The sequence below is a fragment of the Microbacterium lacus genome (assembly GCF_002812805.1).
Taxonomy (GTDB): Bacteria; Actinomycetota; Actinomycetes; order Actinomycetales; family Microbacteriaceae; genus Microbacterium; species Microbacterium lacus_A.
Map to the genome: position 1 here is coordinate 16812 of NZ_NMUM01000005.1, position 20203 is coordinate 37014.

Here is a 20203-nt window from a genome sequence, read left to right on the forward strand (position 1 = left end):
CCGCACGCCTAGCGTGGGGGGAGTGCGCACCCGATCCCTCCGCGTGCTCGGCATCGACCCCGGGCTGACACGCTGCGGCGTGGGCGTCGTGGATGTCGCACCGGACCGATCGGGTCGACTCGTCCACGTCGGCGTCATCCGATCGTCGCCGGATATGCCGTTGCCGGAGCGCCTCGCCGTCATCGCCGCGGGGATCCGGGCGGTGCTCGTCGAGCACAGCCCCGATGTCGTGGCCGTCGAACGCGTTTTCGCCCAGCACAACGTGCGGACGGTGATGGGTACGGCGCAGGCGAGTGGAGTTGCCCTGCTGTTGGCCGCCGAGCATGGTCTGCCCGCCGAGACCCATACGCCGAGCGAGGTCAAGGCCGCGATCACGGGGTACGGCTCGGCCGACAAGCGTCAGGTCCAGACGATGGTCGCGCGGGTGCTGCGGCTGGATGCCCTTCCGCAGCCGGCGGACGCGGCGGATGCCTTGGCCCTGGCTCTCTGTCATGCGTGGCGTTCCGGCGGCGCGGTTGCTGGGCCGGGTACGACGCCGTTGACACCCGCCCAGCGTGCATGGGCCGACGCAGAACGCCTCGTCCGCCCATCCCGTTAGCCGTCGGTCGACAGCACCTGTCTCGGGTGCTGCGTGTCGCTCGAACATACCTACGATGATCCGAACTAAGATCTCCACATGATCTCGTCACTGCGCGGCGTCGTGCTGCATGCCGCTGTTGACTCCGTTGTGATCGAGGTCGGCGGTGTGGGCCTGAGCGTCGCGGTTCCCGTCGATGTCGCGCGCACGGCTCACGCGGGCCAGACCCTCGCGCTGCACACGAGCCTGATCGTCCGCGAGGATTCGCTGTCGCTCTTCGGATTCGAGTCGCGGGAAGAGCTCGAGCTGTTCTCGCTGCTCCTGCAGGTCACCGGTGTCGGCCCGAAATCCGCTCTCGGCGTCCTGTCACAGCTGACCGCCGAGCGCATTGCCGAAGCCGTGCATGCGGAAGACGACGCCCCCTTCCGGAAGGTCTCGGGCATCGGCCCCAAGACTGCCAAGCTCATCGTCCTGCAGTTGTCGGGCAAGATCGCGCCCGTCGCGTCGCGTTTGCCCGCATTCTCGGCACCCAGTTCGGACGTCTTGACCCAGGTTGCACAGGCACTCGTCGGGCTCGGCTGGCAGGAGCGTGTCGCCACCGAGGCCGTCACCACGGCCGCCGAAGAGGCAACGGAAGCCGATCGTGCGAGCGTGTCGGCGCTTCTGCGCGTGACGCTCGCCGCACTCGGACCCGCACGCCAGGGGAGTACCCGTGGCTGACGCTGCATCGGGCGACGACGCGTTCCGCGAGGTCGACCCGGTGGCCGAAGAATCCGAACTCGCCATCGAGGGCGCCCTGAGGCCCGGGTCGCTAGCCGATTTCGTCGGCCAGCCGAAGGTGCGCGGTCAGCTGCAGCTCCTGCTCGATGCCGCGCGCATGCAGCAGCGTCCAGCCGACCACATCCTGCTGTCGGGCCCGCCCGGTCTCGGTAAGACGACGCTGGCCATGATCGTCGCGCACGAGAGCCAGCGGCCACTCCGCCTCTCGAGCGGCCCCGCGATTCAACACGCCGGCGATCTGGCTGCTCTGTTGTCGAGCCTGACACCCGGCGAGGTCCTCTTCATCGACGAGATCCATCGGATGGCTCGGTCTGCGGAAGAGATGCTCTACCTCGCCATGGAGGATTTCCGGATCGACATCATGGTCGGGAAGGGTGCCGGAGCCACGAGCATCCCGTTGGATCTGGCGCCGTTCACCCTGGTGGGCGCAACGACACGGTCGGGCTTGTTGCCGAACCCCCTCCGGGATCGGTTCGGCTTCACCGGACATCTTGAGTTCTATGAGGCCTCGGACCTCGAACGCGTCATCGGGCGTTCGTCGAGCATGCTGGGCGTCGACCTCAGCCCCGAGGCTCGGGCAGAGATCGCGCTGCGTTCGCGCGGGACACCCCGAATCGCGAACAGGCTGCTGCGGCGCGTGCGCGACTTCATGCTGGTGCACTCGGAAGAGGGCGACCTCGCCGCGGTGCGGTCCGCTCTCGAGCTGTACGATGTGGACTCGATCGGTCTTGATCGTCTCGACCGCGCCGTGCTCGATGCTCTCGTCTTCCGCTTCGGCGGCGGGCCCGTCGGTCTCAGCACTTTGGCCATCGCGGTCGGGGAAGAATCCGAGACCGTCGAAAGCGTCGTCGAGCCCTATCTCGTTCGCATCGGCTTCCTCGGCAGGACACCCCGGGGTCGTGTCGCGACACCCGCGGCCTACGCCCATCTCGGTGCACCGCAGTCGCAGGGCGCGCTCAGACTCGATGACCTATAATCGCTGAAGGCTTACGCGCCTCTCTTGCCGTATGCCCTCAATCGCGCCGTGCGCCCCCGAAAGGCACCTTTCTTCATGGACATCCTGCTCATCGTCGTCCTGGTCGGCTTGCTCGGCTTCATGTTCTGGAATTCGCGTCGACGGATGCAGCGGGCCAAGGTCGAGCAGGCTGAGAAGGCGCGTCAGACGATCCCCGGCGCCGAGGTCCTGCTGCAGGGCGGCCTGTACGGCACGATCGTCGAGTTCGACCCCGAGAACCTCGACCAGCCTGCTCTGATCGAGATCGCCCCCGGCGTCGAGATCAAGGTGCACAGCCAGGCGATCCTGCGCGTCGTCGACCCGGCCGAGGGCGTTGTCTCCGAAGACGAGTTCATCGAAGCCGAAGCTTCCGAGGCCGAGTACATCGCGGGCGTTGCAGACGGCGAGATCTCGTCGCTGAGCGACGACCACAAGGCCGAGCTGCGTGCCCAGGCCGAGTCCGACCAGCGCGCGGCGGAGCGTAAGAACAACCCCGAGGCCTGACCTGCCCCGCGTGGCCCCCTTTTTTCTTCGAGAAAGCTGAGCCCTGGTGGCGACTTCTTCACCTGTCCGCCATGCCTGGCGGGCCTTGATCGGCCTGCTGGCGATCATCGGCATCCTGTTCGGCGTCAACGCGCTCGGCGTGTACGTGTTCCAACAGAGCACCTGGGCGCCCGAGCTTGCGCTCGATCTGCAGGGCGGTACGCAGATCATCCTCGAGGCGCAGACCGAGGATGGCGCCGCGCCGTCCAGCGAGCAGCTCGAGCAGGCTGTCACGATCATGCGCCAGCGCGTGGATGCCTCGGGTGTCGGTGAGGCCGATGTTGCGACCGAGGGCGGGCGCAACATCGTCGTGCAGATTCCGGGCACAGCCGACGAAGAAACACGCGAGCGTATCCAGGCGAGCGCGCAGCTTCAGCTGCGCCCCGTCATCTACACCGGGAGCCCGGCCACCGAGTTCGTCGGCGAGGACGGCGAAGCGACGCCGTATCCGACTCCGGACCCGTCGCTCGAGGCCACGCCCACCGCAGAGCCATCGAACGCCAGCGACCCCAACTGGGTCACGCCCGCATTGCAGGCCGAGTTCCTGGCGTACAACTGCGCCGACGAGAACAACGACCCCGCGAACGCCCCGGCCGACCAGCCGCTCATCACGTGCGAGACGGACGGCAGCGTCAAGTACATCCTCGGACCCGTCGAGATCGATGGCACGGCCATCGACGATGCGACGTTCGGTCTCGACACGACCAACAACCAGTGGTCGGTTCAGCTCACGCTGGACGCCGAAGGCACCGAAATCTTCGGTGAGGTCAGCCAGCGGCTGTACGGTGCGACCGCACCCCTGAACCAGTTCGCGTTCGTGCTCGACGGCGATGTCATCTCGGCGCCGTCGATGAACGGCCTGATCCTCGACGGCCGCCCGAGCATCACCGGAAACTTCGATCAGGAGAGCTCGCAGGCCCTCGCGGATCAGCTGAAGTACGGTGCACTGCCGCTGAGCTTCACGGTCGTCAGCTCCGACACCATCTCGGCGACCCTCGGTTCGCAGCAGCTACAGATCGGCCTGATCGCGGGCCTCATCGGCCTGGCTCTCGTCGCCCTGTACTCCCTGATCTCGTACCGAGCACTCGGCTTCGTCATCATCGCCTCGCTCATCGTGATGGGCGTGCTGACCTACGTGATGCTCTGCATCCTGTCGTGGCGCATGGGCTTCCGTCTGTCGCTCGCCGGTGTCGCGGGGTTGATCGTCACCATCGGGTTCACGGCCGACTCGTTCATCGTGTACTTCGAGCGAATACGCGACGAGCTGCGCGACGGCAAGAGCATCACGGGTGCCGTCGAGGATGGCTGGGCGCGAGCCAAACGCACGATCTACATCTCGAAGTCGATCAACATCCTGGCCGCCGTCGTGCTGTACATCCTGGCCGACGCCACGGTCAAGGGCTTCGCCTTCACGCTCGGCCTCACCACCCTGATCGACATTTTGATCTTCGTGATCTTCACGCACCCGGTCATGCAGCTGCTTGCCCGCACGCGCTTCTTCGGCCAGGGGCATCCGCTCTCCGGCCTCGATCCGACGGCGCTGGGCGCGGTCTACCACAGCCGCTCCGAGTTCCGCGCGCCGGTGGTAAGCGAGGGCACGAAGGCCAAGCGTCTCGCGCGTTCACGTGGTGAGGCGGAGCGACGACAGACGATCGCGGAACGCAAGCAGGCGGAGATCGCCGCCTCGTTCAAACCCGCTCCGAAGAACCCGGGAGGGAACGACTGATGCGCTCCATGAGCCAGTTCGGCAACGACCTCTACACGGGCAAACTCTCCGTACCCTTCGTCCCGCGACGTCGACTGTGGTTCATCGTCGCGATCGTGTTGGTGATCGGCTCGGCGCTGGGCCTGCTGGTCAAGCCCCCGCAGTTCTCCATCGAGTTCACCGGTGGGTCGCAGTTCACGGTCTCGGGCCTCGAGGCGCCCGACCAGCTCATCGCGACGGACGCCGTGCACACGGTCGTCCCCGAGGCGACGACGAAAGTCACCACGATCGGTGGCACGGCCATCCGCGTTCAGACGGACCAGATGAGCGCGGACGACACGCTTGCGGTGAGCGCTGCCCTTGCGACGGCCTACGACGTGCCGACTGAAGAGGTCACGACATCGTTCATCGGCCCGACGTGGGGTCAGGACGTCACGCGACAGTCCCTCTGGGGGCTCGCGATCTTCCTCGCGCTGACCTTCCTGATCATGGCGATCTACTTCCGCACGTGGAAGATGTCCGCCGCCGCGATCATCGGGCTCGTTGACGTGCTCATCATCACGGTCGGTGTCTACGCACTGGCCGGTTTCGAGATATCGCCCGCGGCGGTGATCGGATTCCTCACGATTCTGGGTTATTCGCTCTACGACACCACGGTCGTGTTCGACAAGATTCGAGAGAACACGACGGAGGACGGCCTCACCACGGGGCGCACGTTCGGCGAGTCCGTCAACCTGGCCGTCAACCAGACCCTGGTGCGCTCGATCAACACGTCCATCGTTGCGGTCCTGCCGGTTGCGGCGATTCTCTTCATCGGTGCGCTGTGGCTGGGCGCCGACACGCTCAGCGACATCTCACTCTCGATCACCGTGGGCATCGTCGTCGCGGCGTACTCGACACTGTTCGTCGCCGCGCCCCTGTACTCGCTGTTCCGCGAGGGCGAGCCGCAGCTGCGTGAGCGCGACGAGCGCGTCCGCGCGGCCCGGGAACTCGCCGCGGTGGACAGCTGAGCACCACACCGATGCCGCCGAGCCGTCCCGCGCGCGGGCGTAGGATGGTCCGATCCAGCGGGGTGGTGCCACACCGCTTTATCGAGGCGGGGGAGGGCACGGTATGACCGAAATCCTGCCCACGGCGCCGCAGACTTCGAGCCTTCGACGGCTGGTTCCCCGGATCTTTTCGCGTTCGACACGTCGCGGCGGGGTCGAACACCTCATCCGCACCGTGCGTGCCAACCACCCCAAGGGTGACTTCGCCCTGATCGAGCGCGCATACGTCGTCGCTGAGCGCGCGCATCAGGGCCAGCTGCGCCAGAGCGGCGAGCCCTACATCACGCATCCGGTTGCGGTGTCGCAGATCCTCGCCGAGCTCGGCCTCGGACCGAAGGCGATCGCTGCCGCGCTCCTGCACGACACCGTCGAAGACACCGCGTACAGCCTCGATCAGCTCTCGGCCGACTTCGGCGACGAAGTCTCGATGCTCGTCGACGGTGTCACCAAGCTCGACAAGGTCAAGTACGGCGATGCGGCGCAGGCCGAGACCGTCCGCAAGATGATTGTGGCGATGTCCAAGGACATCCGGGTGCTCGTCATCAAGCTGGCCGACCGCCTGCACAACGCGCGCACCTGGGGTTTCGTGCCGCCCGCGAAGGCGCACAAGAAGGCCACCGAGACCCTCGAGATCTACGCCCCGCTGGCGCACCGGCTCGGTATACAGGCAATCAAGGCCGAACTCGAAGACTTGTCGTTCGCGGTGCTGCATCCCAAGCTCTACGCCGAGATCGAAAGCCTCGTCAAGCAGCGCACACCACAGCGCGAAGAGTACGTCGACAACGTCATCGGCTCGGTCGAGGAAGACCTGCGAGAACTGCGGATCCGCGGAAGGGTCGCGGGACGCCCGAAGCAGCTCTATTCGGTGTACCAGAAGATGGTCGTTCGCGGACGTGAGTTCGACGACATCTACGATCTGATCGGCATCCGCGTCCTCGTCTCGACGGTGCGGGACTGCTACGCGGTGCTCGGTGCCATCCACGCGCGCTGGACGCCGATCCCGGGGCGCTTCAAGGACTACATCGCGACCCCGAAATTCAATCTCTACCAGTCGCTCCACACGACCGTTATCGGTCCGGGTGGCCGCACGGTCGAGATCCAGATCCGTACCAACGAGATGCACCAGCAGGCCGAATACGGTGTTGCGGCGCACTGGAAGTACAAGGAGCGCATCAACGGGGGCAAGGCCGATCCGAAGGCCCAGGACGCCGATATGGCGTGGCTCGCTCATATCTCGGACTGGCAAGCCGAAACCGCCGATCCGGGCGAGTTCCTCGACTCCCTGCGCTACGAGATCGGTGCGAAAGAGGTCTACGTCTTCACACCGAAGGGTCGCGTCATCGGTCTGCCGGCCGAGGCGACCCCGGTCGACTTCGCCTACGCCGTGCACACCGAGGTCGGTCACCGCACCATGGGGGCCAAGGTGAACGGGCGCCTCGTGCCCCTCGACTCCTCCCTGTCGTCCGGTGATGTCGTCGAGGTGTTCACATCCAAGAACCCCGATGCCGGGCCGAGCCAGGACTGGCTGAGCTTCGTCAAGAGCACCCGTGCGCGCAACAAGATCCGCGGATGGTTCACGAAGGAGCGCCGCGAAGAGGCTGTCGAGCAGGGCAAGGAAGCCATCGCCCGCGCGATGCGGCGGCAGAACCTGCCCCTGCAACGCCTGATGAACCAGGATTCGTTCGGCGAAGTCGCGCACCAGCTGCGTTATGAGGATGTCTCGGCGCTCTACGCCGCCGTCGGCGAGGGGCACGTCTCGACGCAGTCCGTCATCGAGAAGGTCACGGCCCTCGTCGCGACCGAGGAAGACACTTCGACCGGTCCCGTCGAACTTCCGCACCTGGGTCGGCCGCGCACGCCGCGGTCGAACGACACGGGTGTTCTCGTGCGCGGTGCCGCCGACATCCTGGTCAAACTGGCCAAGTGCTGCACGCCGGTGCCTGGCGACGACATCGTCGGTTTCGTGACGCGGGGCAGTGGAGTCTCGGTGCACCGTACCGACTGCCCCAACGTCGACGCGCTGACCGCGGATCCCGACCGCATGATCGAGGTCTCGTGGGCGCCTACGCCCAAGGGCATCTTCCTGGTGCAGATCCAGGTCGAGGCACTGGATCGTTCGGGTCTGCTCTCGGACGTGACGCGCGTGCTGACTGAGCATCACGTCAACATCCTGTCGGCGACGGTCGCGACCACCCACGAGCGGCTCGCGCTCAGCAAATTCGTCTTCGAGATGGGCGACATCGTGCACCTCGATCGTGTGCTGAATGCCGTGCGCCGGATCGACGCCGTCTACGACGTCTACCGCGTCACGACCGGTTGACGAGGCAGATTAGCCGCCTGCTCACGGATCCCCTCGAGGTGAGCGGCGATTTCCCGCCGCGCGTGCTTCGAACCCGGAAGACGCTTGACGGTATCCATTCGTGTGATCGCCTCCCGAGGATCTACCAGGCCTGCCTCGATCAGCGCGACGACGACGGAGGTGGCGCGCTCGCGATGTTCGGGCTCGCGGATGCGCCGGGCAACATCGATCAAGGTGCGTAGCGGTGACGTGACGAGCACGCCCTCGACATCCGCCACGTCTTGCTCTTCGACGCCCACGTCGTGGAAGATCGCCCGCCGGTCGATGAGGTTTCCAACTCGATGCGCGGCGCCGCGCATGACGCTGTGCCGCGACGGTGGGTCGGGGAGGACGCCGTAGACCCAGGCGGCACTCCACAGGCCGACGACGAGGCGGGACCCGCAGATCGACCGCAACGAGGCTGCGCGCGTGGCTGTGCTCTCGATGGCGTCCGCCGGCATGTATCCCTCGCCGATTTCGACGACGTCGCCGTCGAGCCGTGCGGCCGAGAGTTCGGCTACCGAGAGCCGCTCACCGGGAAGGTAGATCAGAGGCCAGAGCATGCGATCGATTGAATCGCACGCCCCGTGTGCCCACGGCTGACGCGGGCATATCTGTGGACAAGCTCTGCCCGGCTCTACCCGTCGACGACCTTGAGCCACGCGCGGCGCGTGTCGAGGTCAGCGGAGATCCGCTTCACGGCCGAGCTGTCACCCTTCGCGGTCGCGGCGGCAAGTTCGGCCTCGAGCTTGTCGATGGCGTCGGCGAGCTGACGTGCCATGTCGCCCGCGCGGGCCTTCGTCTCGGGGTTGTTGCGCTTCCAGTCGACCTCTTCGCGGGCCTTGAGGGCCTGCTCGATCTTGCGCATCGCGTCGTCGAGGGAGCGATCGCGCTCACGCGGCGATACGCGCCCGATCTCGTCCCAGCGGCGCTGAATCGAGGCCAGGAGGGAACGCGCGGCCGTCAGGTCGCGCTCGTCGGCAACCGCCGCGGCCTCTTCGAGCAGGGCCTGCTTGGCCTCGATCTTGGGCTCGGACTCGGCGACCTCCGCGGCCTCCTTCTCGGCGCGCGTGGCGTACAGCGCGTCGCCCGCGGCCTTGAACTTCGCCCAGAGCGAGTCATCCACCTTCTTGCCGGCCCGGCCGGCGGCCTTCCACTCATCCAGCAGAGCGCGGTACAGCGGAATGCCGTCTTCGCCCTTGGGGAGGAGTGCCTCGGCACGTTCGACCAGGCGAGCCTTGCGGTCGCGGGCGCCCTTGTGGGTCTCGTCCAGCTCGGCGAAGAATTCGCGTCGGTGCTTCTCGACCGTGGCACGGGCGTCGCGGAATCGCTTCCACAGCTCCTGCGATTCGCGTTTGGGCAGGCGCGGTCCGTTCTGCTGGTGCGCCTGCCAGGACTCGAACAAGTCGTTCAGCTCCTGCGTCGCCTGCTTCCACTGCACGGACTTGGGATCGCGCGCGGCGAGGGCCTCGGCCTTCACGACCAGCTCGGTGCGCTCCACGACGGCGGCGTTGACCGCCTCCTTGGCAGCGGCGGCTTCCGTGGCGGTGGCGGCGCTCAGCGTCTCGAGGATGGCATCAACACGACCCATGAGGTTCGCGAGGTTCCCGACCGCCGAGGCGCCGTCGATTTCGGCGCGCAGGTGCTTGGCCGCGGTGGTCAGGTCGGATGCAGAAGCCCCGCCGCCACGCTGACGCTGCTCCAGCAGGCGGACCTTGTCGGCCAGGTCGCTGAACTTACGGGCGAAGTAGGCGAGCGCCTCGTCGGGGGTGCCGTCGGGATACTGACCGACGACGCGCCAGCTGTCGGTGCCGTCTACGGCAGAGACCTCGCGGACGGAGACGGTGCCGTCGTCGTCGACGCGGCCCCACGCCAGGTCGGGGGCGGAAGCAGGCTCGGGGGACACGGTGCACCTCTTGCTGTGGGGGGCGGAAACTCCCCCAGCCTAGTACGACGCTCCGTGCGGGCTAGGGGGTGGTCGTCGGGCCGGGAACCGGATCGGACGACACGCTGGGCGTCGGGGAGGGCGAGATCTCGGTGACAGGGGCGCCGGGGCCGGCCCCGTAGTACGCGAACTGACCGCCGATGGCGGCGAGGATGACGATGCCGCCGACCACCGACGCCACGATCGTGTCGCGCCGGCGACGCGTGAGTTGCGACGCGCGCAACTCCAGGCGTGCCTGGTAGACGCGTGCTCGCTCGCGCTCTGCGCGGTCTTTATCCGGCTTGGCCATCCGTTGCTCCTGTGGTCGATCGCCTGAACTCTACGCAGGAGCGCTATGGGCGACCAAACTGGCACCCGAGCCCCCGCGAGTGGACGCAACATGCCGTGTCGTATGGATGTGGAACGGCATGTTGCGTCCACTCGGTAGAAGGGGTGGAGTGATGAAGGTGGGTGCGTCTCGTAGCTTGGTGTCAATTCCTGCGGGGTTCTCGTCGTCGTTGACGTAGGAGGGCCATCGTGGGATGACCAGTTGTTTCCGCCAAGAAGCAAAGAAGAGATCCCACGATGACCCAGAATCAGTCTGCCTTGACGACCCTGATCGCAGAAGTCCTCGCCGATCCTGACCTCGCCCATTCCGACGTGTTCCGTCGGATGCTGCAGGCGGGGCTGCAGGACCTTGTTGACGCGGAAGCGACCGCGAAGATCGGCGCGGCCCGTTACGAACGCACGGCGGAGCGCACCACGCGTCGCAACGGTGCTCGCGCGAAGACGCTCGCCACGCCCGCGGGGGAGGTCGACATTCAGATTCCGAAGCTGCGGGAGGGGTCGTTCTTCCCGAGCCTGCTCAGCCCACGCCGCCGTGTCGACAAGGCGCTCTACGCGGTGATCTGCCAGGCCTGGATCGACGGAGTCTCCACCCGCAAGGTCGACCAGCTCGTCCGCGCGCTGGGCAACGACACCGGCATCAGCCGGTCCACCGTCTCCCGCATCTGCTCCGAGATCGATGAGGTGGTGCACGAGTTTCTGCACCGCCGGCTCGATCACACCTGGTTCCCGTACCTGTTCCTGGACGCCACCTACCTCGACGTGCGCCACCGTGGCCGGGTTCTCTCCCAAGCCCTCATCGTCGCGACCGGGGTCAGCGGCGACGGCCGTCGGGAGATCCTCGGGATGGCTCTCGGCGACGCGGAGACGACGGACTTCTGGACCGAGTTCCTCCGCTCCCTCCGCGACCGCGGTCTGAAAGTCTCCACCGACACAGACCCGCTCGGCGTGACCCTCGTCACGTCCGACGCTCACGCCGGCATCAAAGCCGCCGTCAAAGCGATCCTCCCCGGATCGGGCTGGCAGAGATGCCGCGTCCACTTCGCTCGTAACGTCACCCAGAAGCTCGGATCGGCACGCTCCAAGCCCGTCAACGCGCTGATCTCGACGATCTTCGCGCAGACCACCCCCGAGGCCGTGATCGCCCAGTATCACCAGGTCTCCACGTCCCTCCGCGGGTCGTTCCCGGAGATCGCAGACATGCTCAATGCTGCCGAAGCAGACCTCACCGGATTCGCGCCGCTCCCGCGTGAGCATTGGCAGAAGGTCTGGTCCAACAACCCGATCGAGCGCCTCAACCGTGAGATCAAACGCCGCGCCGACGTCGTGCAGATCTTCCCCGACCGCGACTCCGTCACCCGCCTCATCGGCGCCGTCCTGCAGGAGCAGCACGAGGAATGGCAATACGGTGAACGCCGCTACCTCTCCGACATCTCCATGCGCAAACTCGTCCACACACTCCAAGACCACGCCGAGCCTGAGCGCCCCGACCTGTTCCTCACCGCCTGACCCTCACCCATCAAGGAAGCAGCCGGATTGACACCACAACACGGGACTTGACCATGAAGGTCGGGGGATGACGAGTGAGTCGCCATGTAGGAGGCCGCGACTAGCCTGGGACGGTGACGGGTACGCAAGCGCTGTTCCAGGGGTCGACACCCCTGGCGGTCCGCATGCGTCCGTCTTCCCTCGACGAGATCGCGGGCCAGGAGCACCTGCTGCGGCCCGGTTCGCCTCTCGTCGCGCTGGCAGACCCGAATCGGGCGTCGACCGGCGCCGTTTCGGTGATCCTGTGGGGCCCGCCGGGTACCGGCAAGACGACGCTCGCGCAGGCGATCGCGCGGTCGTCGGGTCGTCGCTTCGTCGAGCTGTCCGCGGTGACCGCCGGTGTGAAGGATGTTCGCGAGGTCATGCAAGAGGCGCTCACGCAGCGCGATCTGTATGGAACCTCGACCATCCTGTTCCTGGATGAGATCCACCGCTTCACCAAGGCGCAGCAAGATGCGTTGTTGCCCGGCGTCGAGAACGGCTGGGTTGTACTCATCGCCGCGACGACCGAGAACCCGTCGTTCTCGGTCGTGTCGCCTCTGCTTTCGCGCTCGCTCCTGCTCACTCTCCGCCCGCTGTCGGACGAGGAGTTGGGATCGCTGCTCGATCGGGCGGTGACCGATGCTCGGGGCCTGGCCGGGGCGGTCGCTGTCGATCCGGCCGCACGCGCTGCGCTCGTCCGACTGTCATCCGGCGATGCGCGGCGTGCACTGACCGCGCTCGAGGCCGCGGCGTCGATGGTGGGCGCGGTTCGTGACGTGCGGACGGATGACGAGCTCGATGTCGACGGTGGGGAAGACGATGACGGCGATCTGCCCGTCATCACCGACGACGTCGTCGCGCAGGCCGTAGACCGGGCCCTGCTGCGGTACGACCGACAGGGCGACGAGCACTACGACGTCATCAGCGCATTCATCAAATCCATCCGCGGATCGGATGTGGATGCCTCGCTGCACTACCTGGCCCGCATGATCGAGGCGGGGGAGGACCCGCGGTTCATCGCGCGGCGTCTGATCATCTCTGCGGCCGAAGACATCGGGCTCGCAGACCCACAAGCCCTGCCGATGGCGGTGGCTGCTGCCGACGCGGTTCAGTTCATCGGCATGCCCGAGGGGCGCATTCCGCTCGCCGAGGCGACCGCGTATCTGGCGACCGCTGCGAAGTCCAACGCGGCCTACGTGGCGATCGACAAGGCCATCGCCGATGTTCGCGGCGGACGTGCTGGCACCGTGCCTCTGCATTTGCGCGACGCGCACTACGCGGGAGCCAAGCGGCTCGGACATGGCAAGGGATACGTCTACCCGCACGACACGGAGGTCGGTGTCGCCACACAGCAGTACCTGCCCGACCCCTTGCGCGGCGTCCGCTATTACGAGCCGACCCCACGGGGGGCGGAACGAGACATCCGGACCCGCCTCGACAAGATCCGCCGAATCCTGGGCTCAGAAGACTGACGTGCTAGGATCTTCCCTGGCCTAGTTTCTGTCGAGCGTGCGGCTGCGCGAGAAGAAGCGACGGGTGTCGTCCTGTAGCCGGACGCCCCTGGCACACCCCTCTTCACTTCCCTCGGTCCGCTGCGCGCGAGCCGGGGTATTCCACGTTCGTACGTCCCGAAAGGTAAACGTGTCCACTAAGTCACGGACCCGCAGCAAGACCCGCCTGTCCCGCGCGCTCGGCATCGCCCTCACTCCGAAGGCCGCCAAGTTCCTCGAGAAGCGTCCCTACGCCCCGGGCGAGCACGGCCGCTCCAAGCGCAAGCAGGACAGCGACTACGCCGTCCGCCTCCGGGAGAAGCAGCGTCTTCGCGCCCAGTACGGCATCCGCGAGGCGCAGATGCGCAACACGTTCAACGAGGCACGCCGCCAGTCCGGCCTGACCGGTGAGAACCTGGTCGAGCTGCTCGAGCAGCGTCTCGACGCGCTCGTCGTGCGCTCGGGCTTCGCCCGCACCACGGCGCAGGCCCGCCAGCTCGTCGTGCACCGTCACATCCTGGTCGACGGCCAGCTCGTCGACCGCCCGTCCTTCCGCGTGAAGCCGGGTCAGATGATCCACGTCAAGCCCAAGAGCGAGGGCACCGAGCCGTTCCAGGTCGCTGCCGCCGGTGGCCACGCCGACGTTCTGCCCCCGGTTCCGGGCTACCTCGAGGTCGACCTGTCGACGCTCCAGGCCCGCCTGGTCCGTCGCCCGAAGCGTGCCGAGGTTCCGGTCACGTGCGAGGTCCAGCTCGTCGTCGAGTACTACGCGGCGCGCTGAGCACAGCGATTCACCGAAGGGCGTCCGATCCGCGAGGATCTGGGCGCCCTTCGTCGTCGGACACTACGATGGACGGATGCCGCGCGTGCGGTTCATGAGTGCGAGGAAGTGGTGACATGAAGAGCCTGCTCTGGTTCCTGATCGGTATCGTCGGCGGTTTCGCCGCTGCCCACGTGATCAACAAGAATCCGACCGGCCACGAGGTCCTCGCCGAGGTCGACGCGCGCATCGGTGAGTTCACCGATCGCATCGGCGAGGCGTACCGGGGTCAAGAGGCGAAGCTCGACGATTTCGTCAGCGGAGCACGGGATGTTGCGGCCGGCGCCGTATCCGCCGTCTCGGATGCTGCCGCTTCCACGAAGGCCGCCGCTTCGGACGCGGTCTCGGATGCGGCCGAGACCGTCTCGGACGCCGTGACCGACACCGCCGAGTCGGCCAAGGACTGACCCCAACCGTTTTCGCGGCCGCCCTCGCCGGGTGGCCGGTTACTCACGCGCTTACCCCTGCGAGGAATCCCGCTCATGAAGACCGCCGAGATCGCTCAGCGTTACCTCGACTATTTCGAGAAGAACGGTCACGTGATCGTGCCGAGCGCCTCGCTCGTCACGGACGACCCAGCGCTGCTGTTCACGGTCGCCGGCATGGTTCCGTTCATCCCGTACCTGAGTGGTGATGTTCCGGCCCCGTACAAGCGCGCCGCCGACGTACAGAAGTGCATCCGCACGCTCGATATCGAAGAGGTCGGTCACACACCGCGGCACGGCACCTTCTTCCAGATGCTCGGCAACTGGTCGTTCGGCGATTACTTCAAGGAAGGCGCGATCCGCTTCGCGTGGGAACTGCTCACGACTCCGGATGCCGAAGGTGGCCTGGGATTCGATCCGAAGGACCTGTGGGTCACGGTCTACGAAGAAGACGACGAGGCCCACGACCTCTGGCGCTCGTTGACGGATCTGCCGGAGGAGCGCATCCAGCGCCTCGGCAAAGACACGAATTACTGGTCGACGGGCCTTCCGGGCCCCGCCGGTCCGTGTTCCGAGATCTTCTTCGACCGTGGTCCCGCGTACGGCATCGATGGCGGGCCCGCCACGGACGACGATCGCTACGTCGAGATCTGGAACCTCGTCTTCATGCAGTACGAGATCACCAACGTGCAGTCGAAGTACGTCTTCGACATCGTCGGAGAGCTGCCGAACAAGAACATCGACACCGGCATGGGGCTCGAGCGCGTCGCGTTCATCAAGCAGGGCGTCGACAACATGTACGAGACGGACCAGGTGCGTCCCGTTCTCGACCGGGCCGTCGCGCTCTCGGGCCGCACGTACGGGGCGGATCACCAGGACGACATCCGCTTCCGCGTCGTGGCCGATCACGTGCGCTCGTCGCTCATGCTGCTCTCGGACGGCGTGACCCCCTCGAACGAGGGCCGGGGCTACATCCTTCGCCGCCTCATGCGTCGAGCGATTCGTTCCATGCGCCTGCTGGGTGTGGACGGTCCGACATTCGCGGAGCTGTTCGCCGAGTCCCGCGACGCCATGAAGGAGTCGTACCCGATCGTCGCGACGGATTACCCGCGCATCGAGCAGTACGCCCTCGCGGAAGAGGCGACGTTCCTGCGAACGCTCGCTGCGGGTTCGAGCCTGCTGGATGACTCGGTCGTTCAGATGAAGGATGCCGGGGGCACGACGATCTCCGGATCCGAGGCGTTCCTGCTGCACGACACCTACGGGTTCCCCATCGACCTGACTCTGGAGATCGCCCAGGAAGCGGGCCTGTCGGTCGACCGCGACGCCTTCGACGCCCTCATGCTCGAGCAGCGCACCCGTGCAAAGGCAGACGCGAAGTCGCGCAAGCGGCAACTCGCCGACACGAGCATCTATCGCGAGATGCGAGCGCTCGGAGAAACCGCGTTCACGGGCTACACGGATCTCGAGACGGAGTCGCGCGTGCTCGGGCTCTTGGTCGACGGTCTTCCCGCAGACCGCGCCAGCGCGGGCCAGATCGCCGAGGTGTTTCTTGCCGAGACGGCGCTCTACGCCGAGTCGGGTGGGCAGGTTGCCGACAAGGGTGTGATCGTCGGTCCAGGCTACGAGCTCGAGGTCCTGGACGTTCAGCGGCCCGTGCCCGGCCTCATCAGCCACACGGTCGAGGTGACGACGGGTGAGGTCGGTGTCGGCCAGCCCGCGACCACTGTCGTCGATGCCCTCAACCGACGCGCGGCGCAGCAGGCGCACTCCGCGACGCACCTGATCCACGCGGCCCTGCGGGACACCCTCGGGTCGTCGGCGACGCAGACCGGATCGCTCAACCGTGCCGGCTACCTCCGTTTCGACTTCGCGTGGGGGCAGGCGCTGTCCGACGCGACCAAGTCTGAGATCGAAGAGATCGCCAACAACGCGGTGCGCGACAACCTCGAAGTGTCGACCCGCGTTCTTTCGCTCGATGAGGCGAAAGCTGCCGGAGCGCAGGCGCTCTTCGGCGAGAAGTACGGCGACGTCGTGCGCATGGTCGACATCGGGGGGCCCTGGTCCCGCGAGCTCTGCGGTGGTACCCACGTGTCCACGAGCGCACAGATCGGCCTCATCAACCTCGTCGGGGAGCAGTCCGTCGGCGCATCCAACCGTCGCGTCGAGGCCCTCGTCGGTCTGGACGCGTTCCGGGAACTGGCGGCGGAGCGCGCGATCGTGTCTCAGCTCACGTCGACGCTCAAGACGCCGCGCGACCAGCTACCCGCCCGCATCGCTGAGCTCACCGCGAGCCTCAAGGCGGCCGAGAAGAAGGTTGCGGCGTTCGAGACCCGCGCTCTCCGCGATCGCGTCCCGGCGCTCGCTCAGACGGCTTCGGCTGTCTCCGGCACCGCGCTCGTGGCCGAGTCCGTTGGAGCGGTGGCGTCGCAGGACGACCTCCGGCAACTCGTCACGGCCGTGCGTGATCGCCTGGGCACGGAGCCCGCGGTCGTCGCGCTCGGGGGCACCATAGACGGTCGTGCTGTCGTGATCGTGGCGACGAACGAGGCCGCCCGCACCGCGGGGGCGAAGGCGGGTGCCCTCGCGAAGGGTGCCGCTGCTGCTCTCGGCGGCGGTGGCGGCGGTCGTGACGACGTCGCGCAGGGCGGGGGCACGGATCCCGCGGCCATCCCGGCGGGTCTCGCCGCTGTCCGCTCTGCTCTCGAGGCGCTCACCGCGTGAGCAGCTTCCGACCGGGCGTGCGACTCGGAATCGACGTCGGCATGGCCCGAGTCGGTGTTGCGCGCTGTGACCGTGACGGCCTGCTTGCGACGCCGGTCGAAACCGTCCCGCGGGCGAGCGGTGATCCTATTGCGCGGGTCGTCGAGATCGCACGCGAACTCGACGCGGTCGAGATCGTGGTGGGCCTGCCGATCAGCCTCGCCGGACGGGAGACGGCGTCGACCGCCGACGCTCGCGAGTTCGCGGGGGCGGTGGCCCAGGCATCCGCTTTACCCGTCAGGCTGCTCGACGAACGCCTGACGACCGTGACGGCCAACGATGCCCTCCGCCGTTCCGGGCGCTCCCAGCGAGGTTCACGTAGCATTGTGGACCAGGTCGCCGCGGTCGTGCTCCTGCAGCAAGCTCTCGATGTCGAGAAGCGAACGGGGCTTCCGGCCGGTCAACCCGTCCTGCCCGAGGAGTAGTTGATGTCCGACGACAAGCGTCCCGACGAGCATTCCGGTGATGACCGGCTCGCCGACCTGTTCGGGCGTCTGCCCGATCCGCGCAGACGCGCGGTCGACGACTCCGCGGCCCCGGCCGAGGAGAAGCCCACTACTCCACCGCTGCCGGCGTCCTCTGCCGAGGACGCCGCTGCGCGTCAGGTCCCGCTTTCGCGCCGTGAGTTGCGCCAGCGCGCGACGGGTGAGAGCCCCACGGTCGCGTCACCTGCCAGTCAGGGACAGGATGCTCCGGCACCTGCGCCGTCCACGCCGCCTGCACCAGCTGCGCCGACCGCAGCATCCGTGACACCCGACCCCACCCCCGAACCCCGAGCGACGCCCCGTGCGCCGAGCGCGGCGGAGGTGATCCCGGGCGGTGTCGCCGCGGGCGCTGCGGCGGGCTCGCAGCCGCAGCGGCGTCGCTCGGCCACGCCCACGCTCGAGGATGTCTCGCCCGAGGGTCGCGCGACGTCGACTCCGACGCTCGACGAGCTGTTCGCCGAGGAGAAACGTATCGTCCCGTCCAAGAAGGAGAAGCGCCGCAACCGTCGCATCGGCGGGTGGATCGCGCTCGGCGTGGTCGTTCTGCTGTTCGGCGGCATCGGGCTCGGTGTCGTGTGGGCGTGGAGCAACTACGAGGGCCCCATCCGTGCCCTCATGGGATGGGAAGAGCCGCGCGACTACGAGGATGGCATCGCTGAGGGCGAGGCCCTCGTCACGATCTCCTCCGGCGACGGGGGACAGGCGATCTCGCAGAGTCTCTTCAACGCCGGCGTGACAAAAACCCCCGGCGCGTTCTATTCGTGGTTGCTCGAACTCGATGCGGTGCCCACCTTTTATCCCGGTGTGTACACGCTGCAGCAGAAGATGACGTCGGCCGCCGCTCTCGCAGCGCTCGAGAACCCCGAGAACAAGCTCGAGAACTCTGCACTCGTCCGCGAAGGATTGACGGTGGAGCAGACCCTGCCGATTCTGGCGGAGGGCATCGGCCTGCCGATCGAGGACTTCCAGGCCGCCATCGCAGATCCCGCTGCCTACGGCGTGGCCGCGTCGAGTCTCGAGGGGTGGTTGTTCCCGGCGCTGTACGAGTTCGATCCGGGAATCACCGCGACGCAGGTCATTCAGCGGATGGTGGACCGCACCGTGACCTCGCTGGATACCGCGGGCGTTCCCGTCGACGATCGCCAGCGCATCCTCACGATCGCCTCGATCATCCAGCGCGAGGCACGCGAGACCGATGACTTCTACAAGGTCTCTCGCGTGATACAGAACCGCCTGCTGCCCGATAACCCCGAGACGTTCGGCAAGCTCCAGATGGACTCGACGGCGCAGTACGGCTACGGCGAGATGCACGACGGAACGGTGAGCTCGTCGGCAGAGGCCCTCGAAGACGACAATCCCTGGAACACGTACGTGGTCGAAGGGTTGCCGGTCGGACCGATCGCGAACCCGGGCGATGTCGCCATCGACGCGGCGATGAAACCGGTGGAAGGCACCTGGCTCTATTTCGTGACGGTCAATCTCGACACCGGCGAGACCGTGTTCACCGACACGTATGACGAGCACCTGCAGGCTGTCGATCAGTGGCAGCAGTGGTGCGCAGACAACCCCGACGGCGGTTGTTGACGTGACGGAGGTGCCGGGCCCCGCGGCTCTCGCCGTGTGGGGCAGCCCCGTCGCGCACAGTCGCTCGCCCGAGCTGCATGCGGCCGCATATGGCGTGCTCGATCTTCCCTGGAGTTACACCCGACGCGAGGTCGACGCGGAGGGGTTCGACGCTGCTCTGGCGGGCCTGGGACCGGAATGGCGCGGCCTCTCCCTGACGATGCCTCTCAAGGAGCGTGCCTTCGCGGCTGCGTCTCGTCGCGATCGGCGCGCCGAACTCACCGGCGCCGTGAACACCCTCCGACTGGGCCCCGACGCCGGACCGCACGGCGTTAACACGGACGTCGGGGGGCTGGTGGGCGCCTTGCGTGAGCTCAGCGTTTCGGCGCCGGATGTTGCACGCCTGATCGGCGCGGGGGCCACTGCATCCTCCGCGATCGTCGCGCTCGGAGAGCTCGGCACGCGACGCGTGGATGTCTGCGCCCGTCGTCTCGTATCGATTGCGCCGCTCGTCGATCTGGGCGACCGGATCGGCGTCGACGTGCATCCGTATCCCCTCGGGACGCCCCCGCACGCCGCCGCGGACGTGACCATCAGCACCCTGCCGGGCGGCACGGTGCTCGCGCCCGAACTCGTCGCGTCGGTGGCGGATGCGGGCGGCTCGCTTCTCGATGTTGCGTACAGCCCCTGGCCATCGGCTCTGGCCGAGGCATGGTCGACAGGCGGGGCCCGCGTGATGTCGGGACTCCCGATGCTGCTCCACCAGGCGCTGTTGCAGGTGCGCTTCTTCGTCTCGGGCGATGTCGAGGCCTCGTTGCCGGACGAGCACGCGGTGTTCGCCGCGATGCACTCCGCGCTCATGGGAGACTAGG

General features: G+C 67.1%; 18 protein-coding genes. 15 read left to right on the top strand and 3 right to left on the bottom strand.

Going from position 1 to position 20203, the window contains the following annotated elements:
- Positions 1-22: 22 nt before the first annotated feature.
- From ruvC to CGU34_RS00595, 7 genes are all read left to right on the top strand, one after another.
- Positions 23-598, top strand: a complete 576-nt coding sequence (gene ruvC / locus CGU34_RS00565; protein WP_036296085.1) for a crossover junction endodeoxyribonuclease RuvC — start codon at positions 23-25, stop codon at positions 596-598.
- A gap of 78 nt (positions 599-676) precedes the next feature.
- Complete coding sequence (gene ruvA / locus CGU34_RS00570; protein WP_100812919.1) at positions 677-1297, top strand: Holliday junction branch migration protein RuvA; 621 nt, start codon at positions 677-679, stop codon at positions 1295-1297.
- Complete coding sequence (ruvB, locus tag CGU34_RS00575) at positions 1290-2333, top strand: Holliday junction branch migration DNA helicase RuvB (protein ID WP_198517635.1); 1044 nt, start codon at positions 1290-1292, stop codon at positions 2331-2333. The genes ruvA and ruvB overlap by 8 nt, the downstream gene beginning before the upstream one ends.
- A gap of 75 nt (positions 2334-2408) precedes the next feature.
- Positions 2409-2855, top strand: coding sequence for a preprotein translocase subunit YajC (locus CGU34_RS00580; protein WP_036296080.1), 447 nt, complete (start codon positions 2409-2411; stop codon positions 2853-2855).
- Positions 2856-2901: 46 nt separating this feature from the next.
- Entirely contained in the window at positions 2902-4620 is a 1719-nt protein-coding gene (gene secD / locus CGU34_RS00585) for a protein translocase subunit SecD (RefSeq protein ID WP_036296077.1), read from the top strand.
- Positions 4620-5609 carry a protein translocase subunit SecF gene (gene secF, locus CGU34_RS00590; RefSeq protein ID WP_100812920.1) on the top strand — a complete coding sequence of 330 codons (990 nt, stop codon included), beginning with the start codon at positions 4620-4622 and terminating at the stop codon, positions 5607-5609. The genes secD and secF overlap by 1 nt, the downstream gene beginning before the upstream one ends.
- Before the next feature lie 103 nt (positions 5610-5712).
- On the top strand, positions 5713-7968 hold the full coding sequence (locus CGU34_RS00595; protein WP_100812921.1) for a RelA/SpoT family protein: 2256 nt from the start codon (positions 5713-5715) through the stop codon (positions 7966-7968).
- On the opposite strand, the gene CGU34_RS00600 is transcribed toward CGU34_RS00595, so the two are convergent.
- The 3 genes from CGU34_RS00600 to CGU34_RS00610 form a co-directional block, all read right to left on the bottom strand.
- Positions 7947-8549: a type IV toxin-antitoxin system AbiEi family antitoxin gene (locus tag CGU34_RS00600; RefSeq protein WP_100812922.1), complete on the bottom strand. Its 603-nt coding sequence runs from the start codon at positions 8547-8549 to the stop codon at positions 7947-7949. The two genes, CGU34_RS00595 and CGU34_RS00600, sit on opposite strands and share 22 nt — an antisense overlap.
- A gap of 74 nt (positions 8550-8623) precedes the next feature.
- Entirely contained in the window at positions 8624-9892 is a 1269-nt protein-coding gene (locus CGU34_RS00605; RefSeq protein WP_100812923.1) for a DUF349 domain-containing protein, read from the bottom strand.
- Between the two features lie 61 nt (positions 9893-9953).
- Positions 9954-10220, bottom strand: coding sequence for a dioxygenase (locus tag CGU34_RS00610; RefSeq protein WP_100812924.1), 267 nt, complete (start codon positions 10218-10220; stop codon positions 9954-9956).
- Between the two features lie 275 nt (positions 10221-10495).
- Between CGU34_RS00610 and CGU34_RS00615 the strand changes: the two genes are divergently transcribed.
- From CGU34_RS00615 to CGU34_RS00650, 8 genes are all read left to right on the top strand, one after another.
- Complete coding sequence (locus CGU34_RS00615; RefSeq protein ID WP_100809674.1) at positions 10496-11764, top strand: IS256 family transposase; 1269 nt, start codon at positions 10496-10498, stop codon at positions 11762-11764.
- A 113-nt stretch (positions 11765-11877) separates the two neighbouring features.
- Positions 11878-13257: a replication-associated recombination protein A gene (locus CGU34_RS00620; protein WP_100812925.1), complete on the top strand. Its 1380-nt coding sequence runs from the start codon at positions 11878-11880 to the stop codon at positions 13255-13257.
- A 169-nt stretch (positions 13258-13426) separates the two neighbouring features.
- Positions 13427-14056: a 30S ribosomal protein S4 gene (rpsD, locus tag CGU34_RS00625; RefSeq protein WP_036296063.1), complete on the top strand. Its 630-nt coding sequence runs from the start codon at positions 13427-13429 to the stop codon at positions 14054-14056.
- Between the two features lie 116 nt (positions 14057-14172).
- Positions 14173-14502 carry an ATPase gene (locus tag CGU34_RS00630; RefSeq protein WP_100812926.1) on the top strand — a complete coding sequence of 110 codons (330 nt, stop codon included), beginning with the start codon at positions 14173-14175 and terminating at the stop codon, positions 14500-14502.
- A 75-nt stretch (positions 14503-14577) separates the two neighbouring features.
- On the top strand, positions 14578-17244 hold the full coding sequence (alaS, locus tag CGU34_RS00635) for an alanine--tRNA ligase (protein WP_100812927.1): 2667 nt from the start codon (positions 14578-14580) through the stop codon (positions 17242-17244).
- Positions 17241-17708 (top strand): Holliday junction resolvase RuvX, encoded by a 468-nt coding sequence (gene ruvX / locus CGU34_RS00640; protein ID WP_100812928.1) that lies wholly within the window; start codon positions 17241-17243, stop codon positions 17706-17708. The genes alaS and ruvX overlap by 4 nt, the downstream gene beginning before the upstream one ends.
- A gap of 3 nt (positions 17709-17711) precedes the next feature.
- Positions 17712-19352 carry an endolytic transglycosylase MltG gene (gene mltG / locus CGU34_RS00645; RefSeq protein WP_100812929.1) on the top strand — a complete coding sequence of 547 codons (1641 nt, stop codon included), beginning with the start codon at positions 17712-17714 and terminating at the stop codon, positions 19350-19352.
- Position 19353: 1 nt separating this feature from the next.
- Positions 19354-20202 (top strand): shikimate dehydrogenase family protein, encoded by an 849-nt coding sequence (locus CGU34_RS00650; protein WP_232711480.1) that lies wholly within the window; start codon positions 19354-19356, stop codon positions 20200-20202.
- The last annotated feature ends 1 nt before the right edge of the window (position 20203 follow it).

What these genes read in the sequence shown, in the direction of transcription:
- CGU34_RS00580 (WP_036296080.1), top strand. Translation starts at nt 2,409, where the DNA reads ATGGACATCCTGCTCATCGTCGTCCTGGTCGGCTTGCTCGGCTTCATG.
- CGU34_RS00600 (WP_100812922.1), bottom strand. Translation starts at nt 8,549, where the DNA reads ATGCTCTGGCCTCTGATCTACCTTCCCGGTGAGCGGCTCTCGGTAGCC.
- secF (WP_100812920.1), top strand. Translation starts at nt 4,620, where the DNA reads ATGCGCTCCATGAGCCAGTTCGGCAACGACCTCTACACGGGCAAACTC.
- alaS (WP_100812927.1), top strand. Translation starts at nt 14,578, where the DNA reads ATGAAGACCGCCGAGATCGCTCAGCGTTACCTCGACTATTTCGAGAAG.
- CGU34_RS00615 (WP_100809674.1), top strand. Translation starts at nt 10,496, where the DNA reads ATGACCCAGAATCAGTCTGCCTTGACGACCCTGATCGCAGAAGTCCTC.
- CGU34_RS00610 (WP_100812924.1), bottom strand. Translation starts at nt 10,220, where the DNA reads ATGGCCAAGCCGGATAAAGACCGCGCAGAGCGCGAGCGAGCACGCGTC.
- CGU34_RS00595 (WP_100812921.1), top strand. Translation starts at nt 5,713, where the DNA reads ATGACCGAAATCCTGCCCACGGCGCCGCAGACTTCGAGCCTTCGACGG.
- CGU34_RS00630 (WP_100812926.1), top strand. Translation starts at nt 14,173, where the DNA reads ATGAAGAGCCTGCTCTGGTTCCTGATCGGTATCGTCGGCGGTTTCGCC.
- ruvA (WP_100812919.1), top strand. Translation starts at nt 677, where the DNA reads ATGATCTCGTCACTGCGCGGCGTCGTGCTGCATGCCGCTGTTGACTCC.
- mltG (WP_100812929.1), top strand. Translation starts at nt 17,712, where the DNA reads ATGTCCGACGACAAGCGTCCCGACGAGCATTCCGGTGATGACCGGCTC.